Annotated in this window: 23 protein-coding genes; 10 read left to right on the forward strand and 13 right to left on the reverse strand. The window is 35.3% G+C overall.

All coding sequences use genetic code 11. The annotated features are described in order from the left end of the window. Positions 1-192: 192 nt before the first annotated feature. From ACMGGR_RS21595 to ACMGGR_RS21620, 6 genes are all read right to left on the reverse strand, one after another. Positions 193-660 carry a DUF943 family protein gene (locus tag ACMGGR_RS21595; protein WP_414147833.1) on the reverse strand — a complete coding sequence of 156 codons (468 nt, stop codon included), beginning with the start codon at positions 658-660 and terminating at the stop codon, positions 193-195. Next, on the reverse strand, positions 650-1,498 hold the full coding sequence (locus ACMGGR_RS21600) for a YPO3983 family protein (RefSeq protein WP_414147834.1): 849 nt from the start codon (positions 1,496-1,498) through the stop codon (positions 650-652). The genes ACMGGR_RS21595 and ACMGGR_RS21600 overlap by 11 nt, the downstream gene beginning before the upstream one ends. Positions 1,499-2,018: 520 nt before the next feature. Continuing rightward, positions 2,019-2,486, reverse strand: a complete 468-nt coding sequence (locus ACMGGR_RS21605) for a DUF943 family protein (protein ID WP_414147835.1) — start codon at positions 2,484-2,486, stop codon at positions 2,019-2,021. After that, a complete protein-coding gene (locus ACMGGR_RS21610) occupies positions 2,483-3,322 on the reverse strand; it encodes a YPO3983 family protein (protein WP_414147836.1) in 840 nt (279 codons plus the stop codon). The genes ACMGGR_RS21605 and ACMGGR_RS21610 overlap by 4 nt, the downstream gene beginning before the upstream one ends. 398 nt (positions 3,323-3,720) lie before the next feature. Next, positions 3,721-4,209, reverse strand: a complete 489-nt coding sequence (locus ACMGGR_RS21615) for a DUF943 family protein (RefSeq protein ID WP_414147837.1) — start codon at positions 4,207-4,209, stop codon at positions 3,721-3,723. After that, positions 4,209-5,021 (reverse strand): DUF3289 family protein, encoded by an 813-nt coding sequence (locus ACMGGR_RS21620; protein WP_414147838.1) that lies wholly within the window; start codon positions 5,019-5,021, stop codon positions 4,209-4,211. Before ACMGGR_RS21620 ends, ACMGGR_RS21615 begins: the two co-directional genes overlap by 1 nt. A gap of 346 nt (positions 5,022-5,367) precedes the next feature. Here ACMGGR_RS21620 and ACMGGR_RS21625 point away from each other — a divergent pair, with 346 nt between their 5' ends. Next, complete coding sequence (locus ACMGGR_RS21625) at positions 5,368-5,775, forward strand: H-NS family nucleoid-associated regulatory protein (protein WP_414147839.1); 408 nt, start codon at positions 5,368-5,370, stop codon at positions 5,773-5,775. 55 nt (positions 5,776-5,830) lie between these two features. On the opposite strand, the gene ACMGGR_RS21630 is transcribed toward ACMGGR_RS21625, so the two are convergent. Then, complete coding sequence (locus ACMGGR_RS21630; RefSeq protein WP_414147840.1) at positions 5,831-6,571, reverse strand: hypothetical protein; 741 nt, start codon at positions 6,569-6,571, stop codon at positions 5,831-5,833. Positions 6,572-6,717: 146 nt separating this feature from the next. Between ACMGGR_RS21630 and ACMGGR_RS21635 the strand changes: the two genes are divergently transcribed. Then, complete coding sequence (locus ACMGGR_RS21635; RefSeq protein ID WP_414147841.1) at positions 6,718-7,566, forward strand: DUF6387 family protein; 849 nt, start codon at positions 6,718-6,720, stop codon at positions 7,564-7,566. 43 nt (positions 7,567-7,609) lie between these two features. Here the strand turns inward: ACMGGR_RS21635 and ACMGGR_RS21640 are convergent, their stop codons facing one another. Beyond that, on the reverse strand, positions 7,610-7,867 hold the full coding sequence (locus ACMGGR_RS21640) for a hypothetical protein (RefSeq protein WP_414147842.1): 258 nt from the start codon (positions 7,865-7,867) through the stop codon (positions 7,610-7,612). 264 nt (positions 7,868-8,131) lie between these two features. Here ACMGGR_RS21640 and ACMGGR_RS21645 point away from each other — a divergent pair, with 264 nt between their 5' ends. The 6 genes from ACMGGR_RS21645 to ACMGGR_RS21670 all read left to right on the forward strand — a co-directional run bounded on the left by ACMGGR_RS21645 (position 8,132) and on the right by ACMGGR_RS21670 (position 13,883). After that, positions 8,132-8,329: a helix-turn-helix transcriptional regulator gene (locus ACMGGR_RS21645; protein WP_414147843.1), complete on the forward strand. Its 198-nt coding sequence runs from the start codon at positions 8,132-8,134 to the stop codon at positions 8,327-8,329. Between the two features lie 327 nt (positions 8,330-8,656). Further along, complete coding sequence (locus ACMGGR_RS21650; RefSeq protein ID WP_414147844.1) at positions 8,657-9,862, forward strand: tyrosine-type recombinase/integrase; 1,206 nt, start codon at positions 8,657-8,659, stop codon at positions 9,860-9,862. A 2-nt stretch (positions 9,863-9,864) separates the two neighbouring features. Continuing rightward, positions 9,865-11,190, forward strand: a complete 1,326-nt coding sequence (locus tag ACMGGR_RS21655; protein WP_414147845.1) for a tyrosine-type recombinase/integrase — start codon at positions 9,865-9,867, stop codon at positions 11,188-11,190. Further along, complete coding sequence (locus tag ACMGGR_RS21660; RefSeq protein ID WP_414147846.1) at positions 11,183-12,982, forward strand: DNA-binding protein; 1,800 nt, start codon at positions 11,183-11,185, stop codon at positions 12,980-12,982. The genes ACMGGR_RS21655 and ACMGGR_RS21660 overlap by 8 nt, the downstream gene beginning before the upstream one ends. After that, the gene (locus ACMGGR_RS21665) at positions 12,983-13,399 is read left to right on the forward strand and encodes a hypothetical protein (RefSeq protein ID WP_095706484.1); all 417 of its coding nucleotides are present in this window, start codon (positions 12,983-12,985) and stop codon (positions 13,397-13,399) included. 76 nt (positions 13,400-13,475) lie between these two features. Beyond that, on the forward strand, positions 13,476-13,883 hold the full coding sequence (locus ACMGGR_RS21670) for a hypothetical protein (RefSeq protein WP_414147847.1): 408 nt from the start codon (positions 13,476-13,478) through the stop codon (positions 13,881-13,883). Positions 13,884-13,952: 69 nt separating this feature from the next. On the opposite strand, the gene ACMGGR_RS21675 is transcribed toward ACMGGR_RS21670, so the two are convergent. The 4 genes from ACMGGR_RS21675 to ACMGGR_RS21690 all read right to left on the reverse strand — a co-directional run bounded on the left by ACMGGR_RS21675 (position 13,953) and on the right by ACMGGR_RS21690 (position 17,589). Continuing rightward, a complete protein-coding gene (locus tag ACMGGR_RS21675) occupies positions 13,953-14,558 on the reverse strand; it encodes a DUF4755 domain-containing protein (protein ID WP_414147848.1) in 606 nt (201 codons plus the stop codon). A 295-nt stretch (positions 14,559-14,853) separates the two neighbouring features. Then, positions 14,854-15,960 (reverse strand): relaxase/mobilization nuclease domain-containing protein, encoded by a 1,107-nt coding sequence (locus tag ACMGGR_RS21680; RefSeq protein WP_414149017.1) that lies wholly within the window; start codon positions 15,958-15,960, stop codon positions 14,854-14,856. A gap of 9 nt (positions 15,961-15,969) precedes the next feature. Then, complete coding sequence (locus tag ACMGGR_RS21685) at positions 15,970-16,362, reverse strand: hypothetical protein (protein ID WP_414147849.1); 393 nt, start codon at positions 16,360-16,362, stop codon at positions 15,970-15,972. 399 nt (positions 16,363-16,761) lie between these two features. Then, positions 16,762-17,589: a hypothetical protein gene (locus tag ACMGGR_RS21690; protein ID WP_414147850.1), complete on the reverse strand. Its 828-nt coding sequence runs from the start codon at positions 17,587-17,589 to the stop codon at positions 16,762-16,764. 212 nt (positions 17,590-17,801) lie between these two features. Between ACMGGR_RS21690 and ACMGGR_RS21695 the strand changes: the two genes are divergently transcribed. Continuing rightward, entirely contained in the window at positions 17,802-18,911 is a 1,110-nt protein-coding gene (locus ACMGGR_RS21695; protein ID WP_414147851.1) for a DNA methyltransferase, read from the forward strand. After that, positions 18,911-20,422 carry a DNA methylase gene (locus tag ACMGGR_RS21700; RefSeq protein ID WP_414147852.1) on the forward strand — a complete coding sequence of 504 codons (1,512 nt, stop codon included), beginning with the start codon at positions 18,911-18,913 and terminating at the stop codon, positions 20,420-20,422. Before ACMGGR_RS21695 ends, ACMGGR_RS21700 begins: the two co-directional genes overlap by 1 nt. A 14-nt stretch (positions 20,423-20,436) precedes the next feature. On the opposite strand, the gene ACMGGR_RS21705 is transcribed toward ACMGGR_RS21700, so the two are convergent. Continuing rightward, the gene (locus ACMGGR_RS21705; protein ID WP_414147853.1) at positions 20,437-20,919 is read right to left on the reverse strand and encodes a hypothetical protein; all 483 of its coding nucleotides are present in this window, start codon (positions 20,917-20,919) and stop codon (positions 20,437-20,439) included.

Genomic DNA, 20,919 nt, shown 5'->3' on the forward strand with positions numbered 1-20,919 from the left:
TACTGCATGATATTCATCGACTGACACCCTGCAGTATGGCCAATCCTTCGCAGAGATTTCGCTTTCGGCTCAGGGCTAATAAAAATCGTCCTGTTTTGCAAAGTCGGGTAATGGTTTTTGAGTCAACTGACATGGCTGGTACAAGCGGGTAGGGCAGACAATTTTATTGCTGTCCTGGCGTGAGGTGCAGAATTATTCATTTTTAATTTTTATTATTTCCCCGTTCTTTCCCATACGATATACTGCATCTTTCACAGTGAAGAAAATATTACCTCTTTGGCCTGTCTCTACGGAAAATACTCTGTTTTTTTCTATGCAATTTATCGGTGGCTGCATGTCTTTAAAACATAATCTGTCATATTTACCTTCTGCTTTATAACCTTCTCCGAACAACCAAAAAGTCAGATAGAAAGAGCCATCTTTATCAGGAGTAGGGATTTGGTATTTTTTCTCGATGCTTTTACTGTTTTTCAACCACCAGTTAATTTTTCCTTTATCCGTTAAAGGAAAGTTTTTTACTAAAACAGCACTGAAGCCGCTACTTCTGTGATGAATTGCAACAATTTCAACCGGACGTAAGGTTAACCAGAAAAAGTAACCTGTTAAAATAGTAATAATCACAGCAAGGATCAACAGGATTTTTTTGAGACTAGCTTTCATCACGGCTCCCGGTAATCTCTATAGTGGCTTCCATATTGGTTATAAATGGCTTGAAGCCAAACTGATTGTATCTCTGGAGAACAAACCAGATACGAAAGAAATGAAACTGGTGGAATTTTGTTTTCAGTATATCTTCACTGTCCAGGCCAAAGTGATCTTGCACCTTATAATGTACTACTGCCCGATAACCACTATTATCAATTTCTAACGATTTTATAGTGATGTATGTTGCCCAGGTATCATGAACAGTAATTCCCATGCCATTATAGTTATCCTGGAAACGGTCAAATTTAGGTAGCTTGCCAAAAGATATTACCTCATATAATTTTCCTTTTTTCACAGCCGGATAGTATTTATTGTGCCAGTCTATATTGTTACTCAAAGCCCTTTTCAATAACAGACGTGTACTATTTTCCTGTGAGTTATCCCTGATAATATGCTCTTTCAGCGCCCGGTCCAGCGCCACATCGCGGAAGGGTGTACCGTTACCATTCTGCATATGGGTGATCATCTTTTCGATCAGGTGACTGTATGGCCCGTGAAGGGAAAATTTATGGGATAACGAGCGGAATTCATCAAACAGCATTGCGGCACACTGCTGACGGGTAATCTTCTCACCCTTGCCGCGCTGGTTGCAGCAAAACATGGACTGAGGACGATCCATTGAAGAACGTCGGGTAAGCGTCCAGGGATCGACCCGGTCAGAAATGTAATCCAGCCGGTACTGGGATTTTAACTGTGTTTCGGTCAAATCGCCGCAGCGCATATCGCTGGCACCATAGTCGTCCATCCATTTTTGCGTTTTGAATACGATGTCGGGAAACTGTAAAGCGGTCATGGGTATACATTCCTTGTATAGTCATCCGTGAGGGTTTTCACAGGGAATGATACGTGATGAACGGTCATAGTGTAAATATTGTACAGCCATTACCCATGATTTTTACAAATCCTGAGCAGAGGACATAATTGAGGCTCTACGTTCCCAGTCCATCATCAATATGCCCTATGGCATCTTTAAGATTCACAGTGATTTCCTGTGCAATGCCTTTTGCATCAATGGACTGCACCTGTATCTCATTATTGTCGCGCCAATATCGAAGGCGTTGAGGCAGGCAGTAAGGCGTTACCACTTTTCTCTCCGTCGGGATAGCCTCTTTTGCATTTTGCTCTTTACTACTCCCGCTTTGCCGGAGCAAAATTGGGTAGATTAGATGATTTTATTACTGTCTCTATGCGAGCGAAAGCGGTTCTCTTCACCTTTAAGTTTTATTATTTTTTCGTTTCTTCCCATGCAATATTTTCCATTATATACTTTTGAGGTTAACTTTCACTACGGCCTCCGGTAATGAAAGTTAACTCTAATCGGATGAGGCTTTTATAATGTCACCATTATGACCTAAGCGATAGTTATCACCACCATATAAGGTAAACATTACTCCCATGTTTCTGCTTTTATCTACAGAAAAAATAGCATCTTTTTCAATGCAATTTTCTTTCGTTTTCATATCGTCAAAACAAAGCCTGTCATGTTTCCCTTGTTCTTTATAGCCTTCACCGAAATCCCAAAAAACAATAGTAAAATAGCCTGAAGATGATGGTTTAGGGATGGCATATTTTTCTTTTAGCATCTTTTTATTTTCAAGCCACCAGTTTATTTTACCTTTATCTGTGTATGGAAAATTTCTGACTAAAACATAGCTATGGTTTCCATTGTCGTGGACTGCGACAATTTCCACTGGGCGTAATGATAGCCAAAGCCAGTAGCCTGAGAGGGCGCATATACTCAAAAAGAGTAATGCAATGGCTTTCTTATTTATCACTCTCATTCTCGATTCCCTGTAATTTCAATAGTGGCTTCCATGTTGGTTATAAAGGGTTTGAAACCAAATTTATTGTATCTCTGGAGTACAAACCAGATACGGAAGAAATTGAACTGGCTAAATTTTTTTTTCAGAATGTCATCGTTATCAAGACCAAAATGGTCCTGAACTTTGTAATGGATCACTGCCCGATAGCAGTCATTATCAACATGCAGTGACTTTAAGGTGATATGTGTTGCCCAGGTATCATGAACGGTAATGCCCATACCATTAAAGTTATCCTGGAAGCGGTCAAATTTTGGGAGCTTCCCTTCGAGAATGGTTTTTCGCAATTCATCCTTATCTTTTTTCGGGTAACACTTCTCTTCCCATATCATATATTTTTTAAGTGTATCCCTTATTCTTAAAAGCGTACCATTCTTGCTTCTGTCATTAAGAATGCGCTCTTTCAGCGCCCGGTCCAGCGACACATCGCGGAAGGGCGTACCGTTACCGTTCTGCATATGGGTGATCATCATTTCGATCAGGTGACTATATGGCCCGTGAAGGGAAAATTTATGGGATAACGAGCGGAATTCATCAAACAGCATTGCGGCACACTGCTGACGAGTAATTTTCTCACCCTTGCCGCGCTGGTTGCAGCAAAACATGGACTGAGGACGATCCATTGAAGAACGTCGGGTAAGCGTCCAGGGATCGACCCGGTCAGAAATGTAATCCAGCCAGTACTGGGATTTTAACTGTGTTTCGGTCAAATCGCCGCAGCGCATATCGCTGGCACCATAGTCGTCCATCCATTTTTGCGTTTTGAATACGGTGTCGGGAAACTGTAAAGCGGTCATGGGCATACATTCCTTGTATAGTCATCCGTGAGGGTTTTCACAGGGAATAATACGTGATGAACGGTCATAGTGTAAATATTGTACAGCTACTCCCTGTGGTTTTTTGCAAATGCTGCAGTATAAAAATAAAAAGCTCGCTATAAAGCGAGCTCTAAAAGTTTGCACTATTAGTTTCGATAATATGAAACGTTACTCAATATTCTGAATCTACTTATGAAAGGAATTGGAAAAACTTATTTTATTCATATGCTTATAAGTTTTATTATATGAATCAACTCATAATAACCCCCACTATGCCCCCCAAAAAAAGTGTCAGGTATTAATATATCAAAAATGAATATCAAGTTAATTTCATATAACTAATTATTTTTTCAGTATACTTTGTAGTGGCAATCTGATCATCTTACAGGTCTAATGGTTGTCGTAAATCGTTCACCTTTGATCAGTTCACCAGAAGGTTTTCGATAGTAAGACTCGCCATCAAGTCGGTAGTAAGTGTATCCATCTTTGGTTTTAGTGATGTCCATGACCCAGTTTGACTTGTCTATACAATTCTCATCTGATTTCATGTCATCAAAGCACAGTAAGTAGTCAGTGTCATGGTCTGGAAAAGCACCTGAGTTCTTGGGAGCGAGCTTTTGATACTTACCATCAGATTTCCAAACTGAAACATTGTAAGTTTCATGAGAAGAAATGGTTTTGACTCCATTGTTATCCCACCATTTTATTTTATCACTATCAGAAAAAGGAATGTTTTTAACTAAAAAATCTTTTTTCGTATCAGAACTGTAAATTGCAAGCACTTTTGGAGAATTAAAGAAGCTAACATAAAATAATGCTAACATTGCTAATGCTACAATAAAAACGATAACCTTTTTGATTCTCATTAATTTCTCCTGCTATTAATTTCAAACTCTGCTTTCATATTGGTTAAAAAAGGCTTGAAAGCAAATTGTTCCCATCTTTGAAGAACAAACCAAATACGGAAGGCTCTGATAAAATGAAATTTAGGATTCATGATGTCAGTTTTATCGAGACCGAAATGGTCTTGCCCTGTAAATGTTATTTTTGCTACATAACCATTATCAGTTATATCAAGTTGATTTATCTGTATATTTGTAGCATGAATATCATGTATCGACATTCCTAATCCATTGAAACTATCAGCCCATCTATTGAATTTAGGAAGTATTGAATTTCTTATAGCTTGTGTTATTAAATCTATATAAGGATCTGATAACCTTTTTTGTCCAGTAACTATGATTTTATCTAATGAAGACTTAATTACTGTAAGTGGTGAGAGCGGAGATGTTTGCCCACTAATAATTAGATTTTTATATGCACTATCAAGAAAAGGGCTGGAATAACTTTTCCCATTACCGTGGTAAAGATGCTTTACGAGATTGTTGAATATTTGGTGCTGTCCAAGATAATATGCAGGCATAGAAACACGAAGAAACTCATTGAAAAGAAGTTCAGCCATTTCTATTCTGGATTTTGGACGGGTATCCCGGAAGGAGTTGAATATAGATACTTCTTTTCCAGTCCAAGGGTCAACGACATCAGAAACATCATCCAAACCCAAATCGCTTCTGAGTTGCTTTTCACTAAGATCTCCACACTTCATATCATCAGTACTGTAATCATTAAACCTGTGCCGTGTCTGATAAACGGTAAAAGGGAACTTCAATGCTGACATAATAATTTCCTTGTGAAATGATTCAGACTGAAAATCCACACTCATTACATTTTTACAGAAGGTATCATTGAAAGTGATAATGTAATCAGAGCCGTATAATCATAAACTTCCTGATGAGAAATTGGAAGTTAAAGAATTGAATTTTACGTATAATCAATAAGTTAGATTAAAGACTATAAGTCAAAACCATAAAAAACTTTGGTATTTTAGCTAATTAAATGAACAACAGGCATTGCGAATTATGTTTTGATTTTATGATGCTTGAATATTAGCTGAAGTTGTAGTGTAAAATGAGAATGTGTCATATCGGAAGCAATCTTATCTTTAATCACAGGAATGATTAGTCATGAGTGAATCTCTGAGAAATCTCAACAACATACGCACTCTTCGGGCACAAGCTCGTGAAACCCCATTAGAGTTTCTTGAAGAGATGCTTGCGAAACTCGCAACAGTTGTAGAAGAACTCCGCGATGAGCAAGATTATATTCGTAAGGAACAGGAAGAGAAACAAGCCAAACTTAAAGCTATCCATGCTCAGCTCCTTGAAGATGGCATTGATCCCCAGGAACTTCTAAATAGATTTTCTCAAAATAAAAAAATTAAGTTTACTCGTGAGGCTCGCCCAGCAAAGTATAGATATATAGATGATAAAGGAATGGAGAAGACTTGGACTGGTCAGGGAAGAACTCCAAAAGGTATAACCCATGCTATAGCTAACGGAAAAAAATTAGAGGATTTTCTTTTAAAGGAATAATCTAATAGTAATTACTTCAGGAGATTCTATCCCCTGAAGTAATTTTAAATATAAGTTATTTTCTTTTGAACAGAGAAGATGCAATAATGAATATCAAATAAATCATGCTGATTACAATTAAACCGAAAGATATTATAAATGAAGTTATATTTTCTTCAATCGAGCTTATAAGCCTTCCGGTTTTTCCATAATAATACTCTCCAAATTTGAGGTTGGCTATTTGATTTTCATCACCAATTTTTATTTTATATTTATTGAAATTATCTGATTTTGACCAAGCCCATATTTTATAGTGTCCACCTTGTCTGATTGAAGGTATCTTATATCTTGAAGTCGGAGCTTCTGGATGTGATTCATCACCTTTGTCATCTTCAACCATCAATAAAACTTTATCAGGATAATCAACATAAACATCTTTAGCGATAGCATCACCATTATTTTTAATATAAATAAATACTTTTGTTTTATATGATTCAAGCCCTTGATCAAAAGGGGGAGAGAACGGAAGTCGCATAGTTGAGACTAAAGTATTAGTGAGCTGTTTTTTTTGTTCTAAATCGCCGTTTAGGTCTACATTGTCGATTGAGTTAAAAATTTTATCCCGGTCTATTTTTTTAAAATATTCAATATTGTTATCTATGAATTGTGGAGGGATGTAAAAGTTATCTTGATAAAGCATAGCTGTTAATGCTGATTTAGGTTTTGTAACTTCATTCAAAAAACCTCCTATCGTAGCAAGGCCAGAGATAATTGCTACAATCAACCCTATTTTAGTAATGATTTTACGAGTGTTCATAAGCTTCCTTGTATATAGTATATAAAGTAACTAAAGAATGATAGTTTATATTAAAAAGTGTAAATAGAAATTGACCGCTTAAACAAACTCTTTCTTAGCACATATATGAATTTTTATAGTAACAATCATTAAAACATGGTGAGTTTATGAAGAATTGGACTACAGAGCATACAAAAGAAATTAAGGAGTGGTTCTCAATAGAAAACTATCATGTTTTCACAGGCTTAACCATTAAGGCCTACTACCATGAACTGTGGGCGAGAGCGATTTGGCACAGACCTTGGCCGACAGAGGAGGAAGCAAGGGATCTTATACAATTTGGCATCAAAGTGTTTAGTGGTAATCCCGTTTTATATAACTCAAGGCAACTGCAATACACAGATCGTGATGATCGCCTTTACGAACCTCCTCACATCCATCTCACGACTACCAAGAGGATTGCTCAGCTTGGCATCAACAGTATGGTAGCAGGACTCTTTTCATGGGATGGAGGAGAGCATTATCGTATGGTGCCAGAGTATGCTGAAGCCTTCATCTCAGACATCTTCGATGAGAGTATGACCAAGGGCACAGTGATGCTGGAAGTGGACCTGGCAAGTGGAACAGATGAAGAGATAGCTGAAGCTATAAAAACGGCGTTACCACAATGGAGAAAGATTAAAGGTATTGAGCCGGATATGTCAGGAGTAGTGCGGTTTGGGTATGGCACAATCAAAAAACTCGTGAGTTATCGAATCATGGCCATGCTCGACATTTTAATGTGGGCGAAAATCTACAAGGTGAGGATCTCTGACGATAGGTTATCTCGTCTTCTCTATACCGATGAAGATGAAGAGGAGGAAACCCGCTTGAGTAATCATATCCGCGATTCAGACCGTCCACTGGCTAACAAAGCGGCAACGATAAACTTTATCAGGCAATTCAATTACTTCCTAAACAAAAATCCTCATCTCAAAGATATGAAAGTTTCAGATGTTATGAAGCTTAGTGACTGAGTAAAGGCACCTTAAAGATAAGGTGCCTGACAAAAAATCAAAGCTATTTCAGAGTTACATTATCATCAAGATGCTTCGTCAGATCTTCTCTTTTAATCGGAGCTTTACCTGTGTATTTAGCTATTCCTGCCATTACAATGTCACGGTTCGCATCCGTAACCTTAGCCCCGTTATCTTTTATGTATTTATCAACAAAATATCCTACTTCCCACTCTTCTTCTCTTGAAACATAAATTCTGTCCAAATGTCCCTTATAATGCTTGTTATCTTCATGTTTCCAATCACTTTTCTGTAAAGACATATCATTCTCCAAAGGTATAAAGGAATAATAACTTATCTTAAAGCATATATAAGTTGTCATATTTCACTGATGCCTGCTGTATACCTAATCACAAAAAAGAGAAGAACTTCAGTAACGATGAAGTTCTTGAAGTTTATCCTGCCTGTTACAAATCAAACTGGGTTGTAAGTAACATTGATAGTTACCAGTATCACTAAGGTCTGTCCTTTCTAAAACAAACTTCCGTTACTGTTGGTTCATCAGAGAAACAGTGAGGAAACAAACATGAAAAACTCCAGTATTCGCTTAATAAGAATGCCCGAAGTGTTATCAAAAACCGGATTTAAAAAATCTTGGATTTATCTATTGATCTCAAGTCATTCATTTCCTAAACCTATCAAAATGGGACCGAGGGCTATAGCTTTTGTAGAAGCGGAAATTGACCAATGGGTTTTAGATCAAATTGAGAAGTCTCGGAATTAAAAAAGTTTGAATCTAATGATTCGAGTGATTTTGTAAAGTTTGCATTTGAAAAACACAGTATATTTAACGAAATAGTTTACAAAGTTTTTTGCGACGGTTTGTTTTTCTTATGTAATAAGGCTTTATTAGCTTTTCTCTTTGAATTGGGTATGGCTACAGTTAACTAGCCATACTGGTTTCTTTCACGTGAAAGAAATTTTTATAAGTTATTAAATCATATATAAATAACCCAAAAATATCAAAAATAAAATTGCAAAATTAAAATATATAAATTAATTGATAAGCCGGAATGATTAACAAATGTAAAATTTACGGAGGGTTATTAAATTGCAATATAAAATTAAGAAATTTGTAATGGAAAGCGGAGAGCGGAACTGCATTATAATTGATAGAGAAACTGGTCTTCCAGCTTACTATGAAAACCTATTCCTTACTACTAACATAAGAAATCCGGGTTATACCGTTTCAACTATTGAAGTGATCGCGACAAAGCTAATAATATTTAATGAGTTTTGCAAAAATAACAATATTAACTTACATGAAAGAATATTAAATAAAGAATTCTTCAACATATTTGAGATCGATAATCTCTCCAGATATTTGAATCAAAGATTTGATAATGGAAAAGTCCAAGAGATTAATAAAAAGGAGATTAAATCTATCTCAAAGAGAACTTTTAATTATAGGTTGCATATCATTGCGAAATATCTTGAGTGGCTTTGCGAAGTTGTGCACTCGACGAAAAAAATCAATGCAAAAAATGAAGTAGATACTTTCATCAAGAGTATTGAATCTCGTAAATGGAGTGTCCGAACTCTTAAATTGAATGAAATACCTGATAGAGCACTCAATGAATCACAGATAATTGAGTTATTTAAAATTGTAGAGATTGACAGTGAATTCAATCCTTTCTCTAAAAATGTTCAAAGGAGAAATAAACTTATCTTCAAAGTTCTGATTAATCTGGGGTTAAGAGCAGGCGAACTGCTGAACATAAAGCTGGAAGATTTAAATCCTCATGAAAACACATTGTATGTGAAGAGACGACATGACTGTAAAAAGGATTCAAGAATCTATCAACCTCTTGTTAAAACAGAAGAAAGGGTGCTTCAACTTTCTGATGAGTTAGCTATGGAAATTGATGAGTATATGATCTATGAAAGAGATGTTGCTACTAAACGGAAAAAGCATAGCTATCTTTTTGTAACTCATGGAAATTCAAATACAGAAGGCGACCCTCTCAGTATTTCTGCATACGAGAAAATAATTTCGACCATTAAGAAGAGCAGTAATTTATTAGCAAATCTATCTGGGCACAGGTTGAGACATTCATGGAATTACCTTTATTCAAAGGAGGCTAATAGCTCACAACTAAGCAGTCATGAGCAAGATGCCTTTAGAAAATATTGTATGGGATGGTCTGAGTCCTCGAAAATGTCTGAGATATATAATAGGAAAACGATTTCTGAAAAACATAAAGAGATTATGTTCAAGATTTTCAATGCCACTGATAGAATTTTAAAAGGGAAATAGATATGAGTTTGTCGTTAAAAGTCGAAGAAGCCTCTTACAAAGCTAAAATGGATGGGTATTACTTCAAACTAACAGATGGAAAATGGAAGCTTGATAAAAGTATAACTATATCTCCGATTGAAGCGATTGAATACCTATCATCTGATATCAAATTTGGTTATATCCATACTCTTGCATATTTTTCTTCAAATTTTAGTGCGGGATATGTAAATGCTATTAGCAATTCATTTAAAAAATTTTTCGCAAATTCTAAGATAAAAGTCATCGATAGTGAAAGTATTTTGAGGTTTAAAGCTGGACTGAAAGAGCATGAATTACATTATTTATGTTGTATGAAGAGTTTTCTGAAGAAATGGGTTGAGTTAAATTACCCAGGTATAAATTCATCTTCAGTGGCTATATTTAATGATATTAAAATAATTCGGGGAGCAATTGGTGAAGCTGTTAAAAGGAGAGACCCTAATGCAGGACCTTTTACAGATAATGAACTGAGTATGGTTACAACCAAAACCAATGAATTGATATCTGAAGGAAAGGTTGACTTATCTTTATTTTGTTTCTTGCATCTCTTAATCACCACAGGTAGACGGCCAGTGCAATTGACATCATTGAAGCATATCGATCTTAAGAAAGATGATAAGGGTATATACATTAATATCCCAAGGGTTAAGCAACAACTTACATTCAGAGAAAGTTTTACTTCAAGTTTTCTTGCACAAGGATTGTTTTCTTCATTAATGCATTTAAAAGATCAAACAGTAAAACAAATAGAAGCGAAGTTTGGAGTTAAATTAGAACAGCATATCAGTGATTTATTGCCAGTTTTCATTAATCAGAAAGCTGTAAATTCGTGCAGGAGTATCACAGATTTGAAGCAAAAGGTTTCCTCAGATTTTCTCCATGCACAAAATAAGTCGCTGACTAATGAAGTAAGGAAAATGGCTAAACAACATGGACTTATTTCAGAAAGAACAGGTAATGTTATCAAATTAAATCCAACAAGGTTTAGATACACATTAGGCTCAATTCTCGCAAAAAACGGAGCATCAGTTAGCGAGATTGCTCAAGCACTTGATCACAGCAATATAAGCTCAGCGGGAATCTACATTAAAAATATTGCTGACAATGTTGCCAAGATTGACTCGCACATGAATAAATTTATGTCACCGCTCTCCAATATCTTTATGGGAATAGACGTTGAATCAAATTCTCAAGGATTTATCAAAGTTATCAAGGAGGCTTTTCGTATAAAAGAAAGTATTCATAATGATATCAAATGTTTTGAGTGTAGAAAATTCAATCAATGGAGATCTGAAGATAATGTCTAATATAGTGTTATTTAAACCTGACCAAAAAAACTCGGCTTTTCACAATGTAAAAGCTTATGTGGCATACTATCGTAGTATTATTTCTGACAACGAGTTAATAAAAGACTGGAATGCAATTTCTTGGGGAAAGACTTATAGGTTTACTAAATTTGATTTCAATGATAATCGTGAATCCGATGTTCCTCTTAGTGAAGATTTTATAGACTTTGCTAAAGCATATATTAAATTTTCTATTTTATATGGAAAGAGAAAAAAACATACTAAAGCATTACGAGTTTTAAAGGCACTTGAGTTCGTTCTTCTAGAACTGCTTGATAATGCAAATATCAACGAATGCAATAATTTAGTTTTAGATAAATGTGCCAATATTATCTATGAGAAATATTCTAAGTCTGTATCCGCAGATACATGCAAAGAATTAGAGAATATAATCAATTTCCTTAAAAGAAATAGAATGATTGATTTACCTCATTTGAAGTGGATAAACCCAGTCAGGTTCAAATATCGGAAAAGCTGGGAAGGATATGATAAAGATCTCAAAGGTCATAGTAAGTTGCCAGATATTGAATCTTTAATGGTTATTGCAAGAATCTTTGCTAAAAAGGATGAAGAACTCTCTCAAAGAGATATGTTTACCACTTCAGTTGTGGCACTACTCTGCTGTGCACCCAGTAGGATTTCTGAAATTTTGGCTTTACCCAGCGACTGTGAGATTTCAGAAAACGATTCCAGAGGCATTAAACGGTATGGCCTTAGGTTCTTCTCGGGTAAAGGATATGCAGGCGATATCAAGTGGATTCCAACTGAAATGATCCCTGTTGCTCAAACTGCTGTAAGAAGGCTAAGGATGCTGTCTAAAAACGCCAGAGAACTCGCCCTAAAAATGGAGGGAGGTTATGAAAATTTCCAATCTCAGATCCTCCTTTCTGTAATAGATGAGAATAAATATCTTACTGCTAAAGAGGTCTGCGAGTTTTTAGGTTTTTACAGAGAGATTAGCAATGATTATCGAAGAAAGATTAAGGGAATTACATTAAATGGCAATGTAATAAATCATCAAGACTATTCATATACTTTAAACGAATTGAAGAGGTTGGTTTTTGATTCTAAACCAAAAGATTTTCCTTGGTTTGATCGTGAGAAAAATATTAAATATTCAAATGCCTTATGCCTGTTAAATCGTTTTCAGCTTAATGAAGTCAATGATACTTACAGCTTGGTTTTTGAAAGACCTACTTATGCTTTATTTAGTACTGATTTAGTTAAAGCCAGAGAAAGTAAAAAAAGATTTATAAATATTTTTGAAAGGCATGGTTTTATAGGTGATAAAACCTCGGGATATCGACTTAATTCGCATCAGCCAAGACATCTTCTTAATACATTAGCTCTCATTGCAGGCATTGATGGTTTCGATCTTGCTCGTTGGTCAGGAAGGCAATGTATTGCTCAAAATAGATATTATGATCATAGAAACCATGCTCATATGCTTAGTTTAATTAACGGTGAAGAACTTAAAGATGAAAATCAAAAACGCTCTGAGGCTGTAATTGAAGATTTGAATATCTTAAACAACGGTGCCGTCATGGTTAACAAGCACGGTTATTGCAGACATGCATATGCTTCAGAACCTTGTAAACATTACCCTGAAAATGAGTCAGGGATAGATGAAGAAAGCTTTTCAAGCATACACAAAAGAGTTCGAGAAAAAGCGACTCATGATAAAGAAGAAGGGCATGAAAGTGCTCAGAAGTGGTGTGAATTCCATGAAAGAATACAAATAAGGGAGGTCTAAATGGCAAAACATTTAAGCATTATACAGATCAGATATATTGTAGGAGTAATAAATAGATGGTCTGAGAATGAAAAGCTGACTTGGGATGCTCTATGTGACAAAGTTTCTTCAGGTATAGGCAAAAGGCCATCTCGTCAGTCTTTAAGCAGTCATAAATCCGTTGAAGAATCATTTAAACTAAAGAAAGAACAGTTAAAGCATGGTGAAGATAAGACTATCAAACCTGCGAACAGAAACGCAGCTATTCAAAGGATCAAAAGGCTCGAAGCTGAAAACAAAGCATTATTAAAGGAAAACAACGGCTATCTTGAGCAGTTTCACAGGTGGCAATATAATGCCCATATACGGCAAATAACTCTTGAAGATTTAGACAGTCCATTACCCAAAAAATATGGCGACAAATTTGATAGGTTTTAGCTATTGACATGATTGGATATTGTGGTAATTCTTTTAGAGTCGGGATGACATTTCACAAACAGCAAGGATGCTTATTATGATTAAACTAAATAGATATTTGCCAGACCAAAAGTTTTTAATACTCTTAAATCGCTTCATTCTTAGATACGATGAATCGGACTGTAATAAAGAAAAGATCGTAAAAGATGCTTATCTCTTTTGTGTGGGCTACTTTTTAAAGTATCAGCAGGACTATGAGAATCCTCACCTTACAGGATCAAGTAATATTATCGCTGTTCTCACCTCTGCTTTACTTAGCCCAAACTTTCATACATTACCTGATACAATAAGTTTGGAGAGAGTTCTCTACTTTTATAAATTTATTGTTGAATATATCATATGGAATGAGCATGAAGTTGAGAAAAACTTCATCAGCCATAAGATGAACTTTCAAAAGCAAAGTTCTCATAACAAAAATAGCCGATTGCTTAAAAAGCGGATTTGAAAATTCTTAAGGAAAGCACCTTTCCGAGTGCTTTCCTTTTTGATTTATTGCACGATTTATAAACTATCTTCAGTCTTGATTGACAATTTTATCGAATACATTCATCCATCTTTTGAACTGAAGTTCCAAATCCCTCACACCATCTTGAGTGTTGATGTGTCCGTTCTTCGGGAAAAAACGAATGTGCCACTCAGGTTGTTGAAGATCATTTACAATTACGAAGAAACCTGATTCATAGAGGTTTCTGTTCGTTTGGATATTATTTTGAGCCATGCTACTCAATCCGCCACTGATGGTTTCACCACCATGAGAAAGGTTATATCTCCACTCCTTCACATCTGAAAAGTTATAAGTTTTTTGTTTGTTTTCTTCTTTTAAGAAAATTTTTCTTTTATTAGTATCAATGATCATCAATGAACTGAAATATTCATGACTCCAGATACCATCATTTTTTTCATTAAAATAATCCCTGGTGCTGGCATTCCACTTCTTAACTTTGAACTTTTTATAAGCAAACATCAAAAGCATAATACTTACGAAAACCCAAATCATCGCAAGCTGAACTAAACCTTGCATACCCAGAAAGTAAAAAATGACGATTGGTAAAGCGATAGCAATCCATACCCGTTTCATCATTAGAAAATTCGGCTGTTTTACTTCTGTCATCGCTGTCATGTAAGTGTCCTATATGAAAGGGGCTGAATTTAGGGCGCACGTATTCGTCAGCTTTTTTGCTGATAATTCAGTAAGCTACATCGCTTTGTTTGAAGTTACTTTACGACTCAGAATTAGTTACTAGCAAATCATTTATACCGATCGATCGCTTTCTTTTGATAGCTAATGACTATCATCAATGGATAATTGATCAGTAATAACGATCGATCGTTTTTATCTATCAATATGATTTGAAATGAAAATATTTGTTGTGTTTGGCTTGGGGAATGATTTTAACTAACTGAAAACTAGCCGTTTAAAGGGGTTTAAATTGCGGTTTTCTTGCCGAGTCATGAGAATTTACCTCAGGAATCTCTGGTGTTTCAGAGTTGCCGGTTCGTATTGCTGTATAGATGACATTACTTTTGAGAGGATTGAGTATCGTTGAACTAACAGCTTTTAAACTGGCAACAAGCTCGTCGAGGTAAGGTATCCATTGTAACCAGCGAGAGCGAGTATGTTCGCTGGATTTCGCCATAAGGCTTGATGGGGTTGCTGTGGGATGAACTTCAATGGGAGTCGAAACGTTTTCATTGACGGCAATCGATACCGGAGTGATAGCTTCTGTTTGATGAGCAACGATGACTCGCTTACTTAGGTTTGACCAACTGTATGCTTTACCGAGCTGGGATGCCTTAAAAGCGACTCCCTTATGCTCAAACGAGAAACCGTTCATCTTGCCAGTAGATGCGATGTTTGATGTCGCTAATATGTTTTGCTTTTGCAGTTCACTGATGAAGTCTTCAATAGTGATTTCATCAAAGAAGGTGAGAACTGCATCTATAGCTTCTTGTATCACTATCTTGGGAGCTTTCTCTCCGGTCCTGTCTTGCATCATAGTTTCATTACGGGAGAGCTTCTTTTGCTTCTGTGAACGTTTCTCTGGTGAGGGACCAACGGTGCGAGTGAGGTTATGCTCCTGTTCCAGATCTTGGATCACACGAGTGCTGATGAGATTCTCATTCCTGCCAAGATAGAGTTGGCCATTGACCAAAACGTTTATGCGAGAAGCAATGATGTGTATGTGTTGTCCTTCTTCGTCGTCATGAAGAACATAACAGCGAAGATGAGTGTCGCAGAAGCCCATGCGAGTCATATAGTCGTCAGCTACCAGTTTCCATTGTTCATTGGTCAACGAATCACCTTTAGGGAGACGAAGAGAGTTATGCCATACAGGTTTCTCAACATCTTCTCTCAGTTGCAGAGTTCTGTTGAACTCTGCTGTCAGCTCTTCCACTGAAATGCCTACCAGGTTTCCTCCTATCACCTGAGGAACGGTTAAGTGATGAGGAGCAGGGGCAAGAGCATACGAGACGACACCTCGGAATTTTTTGCCCCTTTTTATTTTATTCATGCCCTTCATCAATAATGGTCACTTGTCGAGTGTCAGTAGAGCATCTCTTACATGTGACAGCTTTAACTTTAAAACAGTTACTTCATGCGACAGAAGCTGAGCATCTGTTCCTTTCCGAATCAGAAAGGATGTAAGGTCGTTGAGCTTCTGCAATGAAGCAGTAAGCTCTTGCCAGGCTTCTTTGTTGGGTTCTGGAACTCTTGGAGAAAGTTGCTTAAGAGCTGAGCTTCTTAGCCAACAGCTTTTGCTGAGCTGGTTCCGAGAATTATTCACTTGCTTGAGTTCAAAATCGTTAAGACGAACTGTTACTGTATGCTTGCGGATGCGGTTAGGTGGTAGTTTCTTTGCTTTTGAATGATCGCTGAACGACGAAGGAAATTCGTCATCAAATATATTATTAAATTTTTCCATATCAACTCCTTTTAATATTTAATTAATAGCAAGTCCGTATGCTATGCATATGTAATTATCATAATATGCAAATGTGTCAATGGTTTAGATTTTGATTTCGATGTTGGCTTTTCTTTTTCTGACTACAAGGAAGAAAAACAAGGGGAACTCAGCTTCGCTGAGTTAGCCCTTGCTAATAATTATATTGACAACCTGCTAAAATATGATTTATTAAAAATAAAAGGACAGAAAATGAAAAAGATAATTTTTTTAAACCTCCTTGCTCTAATCGCAGTTGTAACTATCAAAGATCCCAAAACAATACTGGGGTTTTATTTTTTCTATGCTGGTTTTTTCACTATAGCAATAAGCATCATCCTTTCACCTATTATTTATATAATTTTCGGCAGGCAATAATGATTATAAAAAACATCTAACTATAATTATTGGAAGTTTGGCAATAAACTTAAATGGGGAGAGAAGAAATCTTTTCAAAGAAAACTTTCGGCATTTCTTCTTGTTAGGTTTTACAGAAGGTTTTTTAAGAGCGAACACTACATTGTTAAATTGATTCTTAAGATACTCTTTTCTTGAAAGTATTAACTCTGAATAGGAAATTAAAAGCTTAATTGTATAAAAATATATAAATACTTCCGAAAGTAGTATCCGTAGAGCTTTATATAATTTTGAATATTCCAAGGCTATTGCTTGAGCATTTGAAATTATAAAATTATTACTAAGTGTATTCATATCAACAAAGTTAAATATTAATACTGTAGCACCTAATGCTCCTGTAAAGATTACAACAAAGTCCGCCATTTTTTTTAGATGATCTCCCATTGTAAAATAAGAGATAGAGAAAGTCATATAACCAAAGAGTAACGGAAGCAGATACATCAAGATTAAAAATAAATCGTTATAATAACTCCCAATACTTATCATAAAAAAAATAGTTAGATAAGGGATTAGGAATATTTTGGTTATTTTGTTTTTAATCAATTTTTCAATGTGCTTTTTTCTTGAAAAATAGAAGTTATCATTTTCTGCATCGAGCAATGATCTAAAAGGATCTAGGTTACTATATTTTTTCTTACCCAAGTCATTTTTTGGCATATTAACGGTGTAATATGATCTTCCAAAGAAACTTTCTTCATGGATTGTAATTTCATTAATATCAATATATTTTAATCGATTAGGCATTTCTCTTTTGATAATTTCAAAAACTTTATCTTTGATTTCGTCACTCATTAACTATCTCCTTAAAATCCGATGGAAAAGTCGTTTTTGATTTCCTGATTTAGACTGAAAAATTTTTAGGGTGATTTTTTAAATTATCATCTCATCAGGGGTTTGGATAGTGTAGCTGAGTAAAACTTTTTATTTTTTGGATTTACAGCAATTGTTTTCATTAGCAGTTTATGTTATCTTAAGCGGTTACGATTATTAAGGTTTAAATCGACATGGCTGAACTAATTACTGACCTGGATTGGGATTTTAAAGAGAAAGTTATTAAAGATTCTGTGCACGGAATCCATCCTTATCCTGCCAAGTTTATACCGGAGATACCGTTTCAGCTAATTAATCATTTAGGCTGTAAAGAAGGCACTTCAATTTTAGATCCTTTTTGTGGTTCTGGAACGACTCTAAAAGTTGCTCAGTCACTTGGTTTTTCTTGTGTCGGAATTGATCTGAATCCAATCGCATGTTTGGTATCTAAAGTCAAAACCTCAAGAGTTCCGAATGATTTTGAAAATGTCTTCAAAGCCGTAATAGCTAATGCAAAATCAAAAAAAGTGGATATTAATGAGTTGGCATCAATCCCTAATTTAAACCACTGGTTTAAATTAGATATACAGGAAAACTTATTAAAACTGAAAGAAAGCATCCATGAATTTTATGGTCATAATGTCTTTGATGCTCTTTGTGTGGCTTTTTCCTCAATAATTGTGAAAGCATCTAATCAGGAAAGCGACACTCGTTATGCTTCTATAGAGAAAAATATAGATGCATGGGATGTTTTCAGGTTATTTGAGATTTCATGCGAAAAGTTAAATCAATCATTGTTGCATTATAACGATAATTTGCCATGTCAAATTATCAATAAAGATATATTAACAGTTGAATCAAAGGAAATTCATTCTAAGATAGGTCTTGTCGTTACTTCGCCACCTTATCCAAATGCATATGAATACTGGCTCTATCATAAATATAGAATGTGGTGGTTAGGTTTTGACCCTAAAGAAGTTAAAGAAAAAGAAATTGGGGCTAGAGCACATTTCTTTAAAAAAAATCATCATACCGAGAGGGATTTTTATCATCAAATGTATGGAACACTTAAGCTTATAGACTCCGTTCTTATATTAGGAGGCTATGCCGCTTTTGTAGTTGGCAGATCCATCATTCATGGTAAGAACATAGATAATGCTGACCTAATTATAGAAGCAGCAGAAAATCTTGGCTTTGATATTGTTGAAAGATTTAATAGAAATATGAATTCTAATAGGAAGTCATTTAATCTTTCTTATGCAAAGATTAAAGAAGAAACAATTGTGGTTCTTAGGAAAAAGTAATGTTAAATTTCACGTTTCCAAATTACAAGCTGTTTGAATATGAAAAGAAACTTGCAAAAAAAGAACTCGCTAAGGTGTTCCCATCAGAAGACATTTATGAGACTGAAATTGGTTATAATATAAATTTAAAATCAGTAAATGATAAACAAAAGTTTAAAATCAGTAAGCTAACCTTCTTAAAGTTAATCAGTGAAAATGGATATCTAGTGCCATCATTGCAAGAGTTTAAAGAAAGCTCTTGTCTTAAAAGTGGGCACACTAAAAGACAGTCAACACGGTATGGTGCACATGGATTACATGAATACAAAGGTAAGTTTAATCCTCAAATTGTTTCTTCAATTTTAAATATTTTAGAGGTTGATGAAAATTCTAAAGTTGTGGAACCTTTCTGTGGAAGCGGAACAACTCTTTATGAATCCGCTTTAAATAAAATTGAAGGTGTGGGCTTCGATTTTAACCCCTTAGCATGTTTCATCAGTAATGCTAAATTATCCACTCTCGGCATGGATGTTAAAGAATTTAAGTCTTTTTCTAAGGATTGCATTGACAAAGCCATAGTATTGGCTAAAGATTTTATCATTGAGAATGATACACGATTAATTTATTTAAAAAAATGGTTTGAAATTGAAACTTTAAAAAAGTTAGAAGCTTTTCGTTTTGTAGTTTTAAAAGCTAATAACGAAAAATACCGGAATTTACTTTTTGCTTTAGTGAGCGATTTAGTTAGAGAATATTCTTTACAGGAGCCTGCGGATTTAAGAATTAGGAGGAGAACCTCAGAAATGCCGGATATCGATTTCTGGGAAGCAGTTAATGGAAAAGTTAATTCGGTTTGTGCCAACATAAAATCACTGCATGATTTTGCTAAAGTTGAAATTATTAATTCTAAAGCCATAAATACTGATATAAGGGATAGCGATGCATTAAAACAGTATCGTGATTTCGATTGCGCAATAACAAGTCCTCCATATGCGACAGCTTTACCTTATATCGATACACAAAGACTCAGCATAGTATGGCTTGGTTTAGCTTCTCCTGATGAAGTAAAGAAATTAGACCGGGATTTAATAGGATCTCGTGAGCTATCTCCGTCACTCAAGAGAGACTTAATGAAGTCCTTGATTGAAAATTCCTCTAAGATTCCTGTTAATTTAAATGAATTATGTCTTGAGATGTTTAATAGCTTAACTGATAAAGATGGATTTAGAAGGCAGGCAATGCCTTTTATCGTTTACCGATATTTTTCTGATATGAAAAAAATGTTTGAAAATGTTTTTTCAATGATGAAAGCCGATGCTAAATTTGCTTTAGTAGTTGGTCATAATTCGACTACTCTTGGCGGCAGGTTGTTTAAATTAGATACGCCATCTTATCTTATTGATATTGCAAAATCAGTAGGTTGGACTTTACATGATGACATCACTTTGGAAGTTTATAAAAGGTATGAGCTTCATAAATTGAACTCTATTGATTCTGAAAGATTAGTTATTTTGAGAAAAAAAAGGGCCTGATTGGCCCTCATTAATTATATGGTTTGAAAGAAAATATTATTATCTATCAAACCAAACCTTTTGCCTTTATGACCTATTGAAGTTGTTGCAACAGCATTTAATCTATCATAGATAGCTGAACCTTGTTGAATTATTCGCAACTCATAATCTTTAATTCCTGTTCTTGTAATACAAGCTAAATCACAAGGTTGGGCAATTTTACTATAGCGGAGCTTTCCTGTCCCTAACCGTACATCCATATTATTTTCAGCTTCGTATGTAACTCTTTCCTCACGGACTTCATTTAAATCGATATAATTCAGATTAATAATAGTATATTCTGCAATTTTCTCACGGTCGTTTCTTTGATCTAAGGGAGGAAAAAAATCCAGAGTTTCTTTACTCAACCAGATGTATTGGCTACCTTTACCTGCATCTTCACCTTGATTAGCCATAATACGATTGGTATCAGTATCAACTAGGGAAACTATAAGTGTATTAAGTTGCTGATTATTCAT

It is taken from the genome of Erwinia sp. BNK-24-b (genome assembly GCF_047456155.1).
GTDB lineage: Bacteria > Pseudomonadota > Gammaproteobacteria > Enterobacterales > Enterobacteriaceae > Erwinia > Erwinia phyllosphaerae.

Excerpts from the sequence above, each read along its gene's own strand:
- ACMGGR_RS21690 (WP_414147850.1), bottom strand. The coding sequence starts at position 17,589 with ATGAGTGACGAAATCAAAGATAAAGTTTTTGAAATTATCAAAAGAGAA.
- ACMGGR_RS21660 (WP_414147846.1), top strand. The coding sequence starts at position 11,183 with ATGTCTAATATAGTGTTATTTAAACCTGACCAAAAAAACTCGGCTTTT.
- ACMGGR_RS21600 (WP_414147834.1), bottom strand. The coding sequence starts at position 1,498 with ATGACCGCTTTACAGTTTCCCGACATCGTATTCAAAACGCAAAAATGG.
- ACMGGR_RS21670 (WP_414147847.1), top strand. The coding sequence starts at position 13,476 with ATGATTAAACTAAATAGATATTTGCCAGACCAAAAGTTTTTAATACTC.
- ACMGGR_RS21680 (WP_414149017.1), bottom strand. The coding sequence starts at position 15,960 with ATGAAGGGCATGAATAAAATAAAAAGGGGCAAAAAATTCCGAGGTGTC.
- ACMGGR_RS21630 (WP_414147840.1), bottom strand. The coding sequence starts at position 6,571 with ATGAACACTCGTAAAATCATTACTAAAATAGGGTTGATTGTAGCAATT.
- ACMGGR_RS21700 (WP_414147852.1), top strand. The coding sequence starts at position 18,911 with ATGTTAAATTTCACGTTTCCAAATTACAAGCTGTTTGAATATGAAAAG.
- ACMGGR_RS21625 (WP_414147839.1), top strand. The coding sequence starts at position 5,368 with ATGAGTGAATCTCTGAGAAATCTCAACAACATACGCACTCTTCGGGCA.
- ACMGGR_RS21655 (WP_414147845.1), top strand. The coding sequence starts at position 9,865 with ATGAGTTTGTCGTTAAAAGTCGAAGAAGCCTCTTACAAAGCTAAAATG.
- ACMGGR_RS21695 (WP_414147851.1), top strand. The coding sequence starts at position 17,802 with ATGGCTGAACTAATTACTGACCTGGATTGGGATTTTAAAGAGAAAGTT.
- ACMGGR_RS21665 (WP_095706484.1), top strand. The coding sequence starts at position 12,983 with ATGGCAAAACATTTAAGCATTATACAGATCAGATATATTGTAGGAGTA.
- ACMGGR_RS21645 (WP_414147843.1), top strand. The coding sequence starts at position 8,132 with ATGAAAAACTCCAGTATTCGCTTAATAAGAATGCCCGAAGTGTTATCA.
- ACMGGR_RS21675 (WP_414147848.1), bottom strand. The coding sequence starts at position 14,558 with ATGACAGCGATGACAGAAGTAAAACAGCCGAATTTTCTAATGATGAAA.
- ACMGGR_RS21705 (WP_414147853.1), bottom strand. The coding sequence starts at position 20,919 with ATGAATAATCAGCAACTTAATACACTTATAGTTTCCCTAGTTGATACT.
- ACMGGR_RS21610 (WP_414147836.1), bottom strand. The coding sequence starts at position 3,322 with ATGACCGCTTTACAGTTTCCCGACACCGTATTCAAAACGCAAAAATGG.
- ACMGGR_RS21685 (WP_414147849.1), bottom strand. The coding sequence starts at position 16,362 with ATGGAAAAATTTAATAATATATTTGATGACGAATTTCCTTCGTCGTTC.
- ACMGGR_RS21605 (WP_414147835.1), bottom strand. The coding sequence starts at position 2,486 with ATGAGAGTGATAAATAAGAAAGCCATTGCATTACTCTTTTTGAGTATA.
- ACMGGR_RS21595 (WP_414147833.1), bottom strand. The coding sequence starts at position 660 with ATGAAAGCTAGTCTCAAAAAAATCCTGTTGATCCTTGCTGTGATTATT.
- ACMGGR_RS21635 (WP_414147841.1), top strand. The coding sequence starts at position 6,718 with ATGAAGAATTGGACTACAGAGCATACAAAAGAAATTAAGGAGTGGTTC.
- ACMGGR_RS21620 (WP_414147838.1), bottom strand. The coding sequence starts at position 5,021 with ATGTCAGCATTGAAGTTCCCTTTTACCGTTTATCAGACACGGCACAGG.
- ACMGGR_RS21615 (WP_414147837.1), bottom strand. The coding sequence starts at position 4,209 with ATGAGAATCAAAAAGGTTATCGTTTTTATTGTAGCATTAGCAATGTTA.
- ACMGGR_RS21640 (WP_414147842.1), bottom strand. The coding sequence starts at position 7,867 with ATGTCTTTACAGAAAAGTGATTGGAAACATGAAGATAACAAGCATTAT.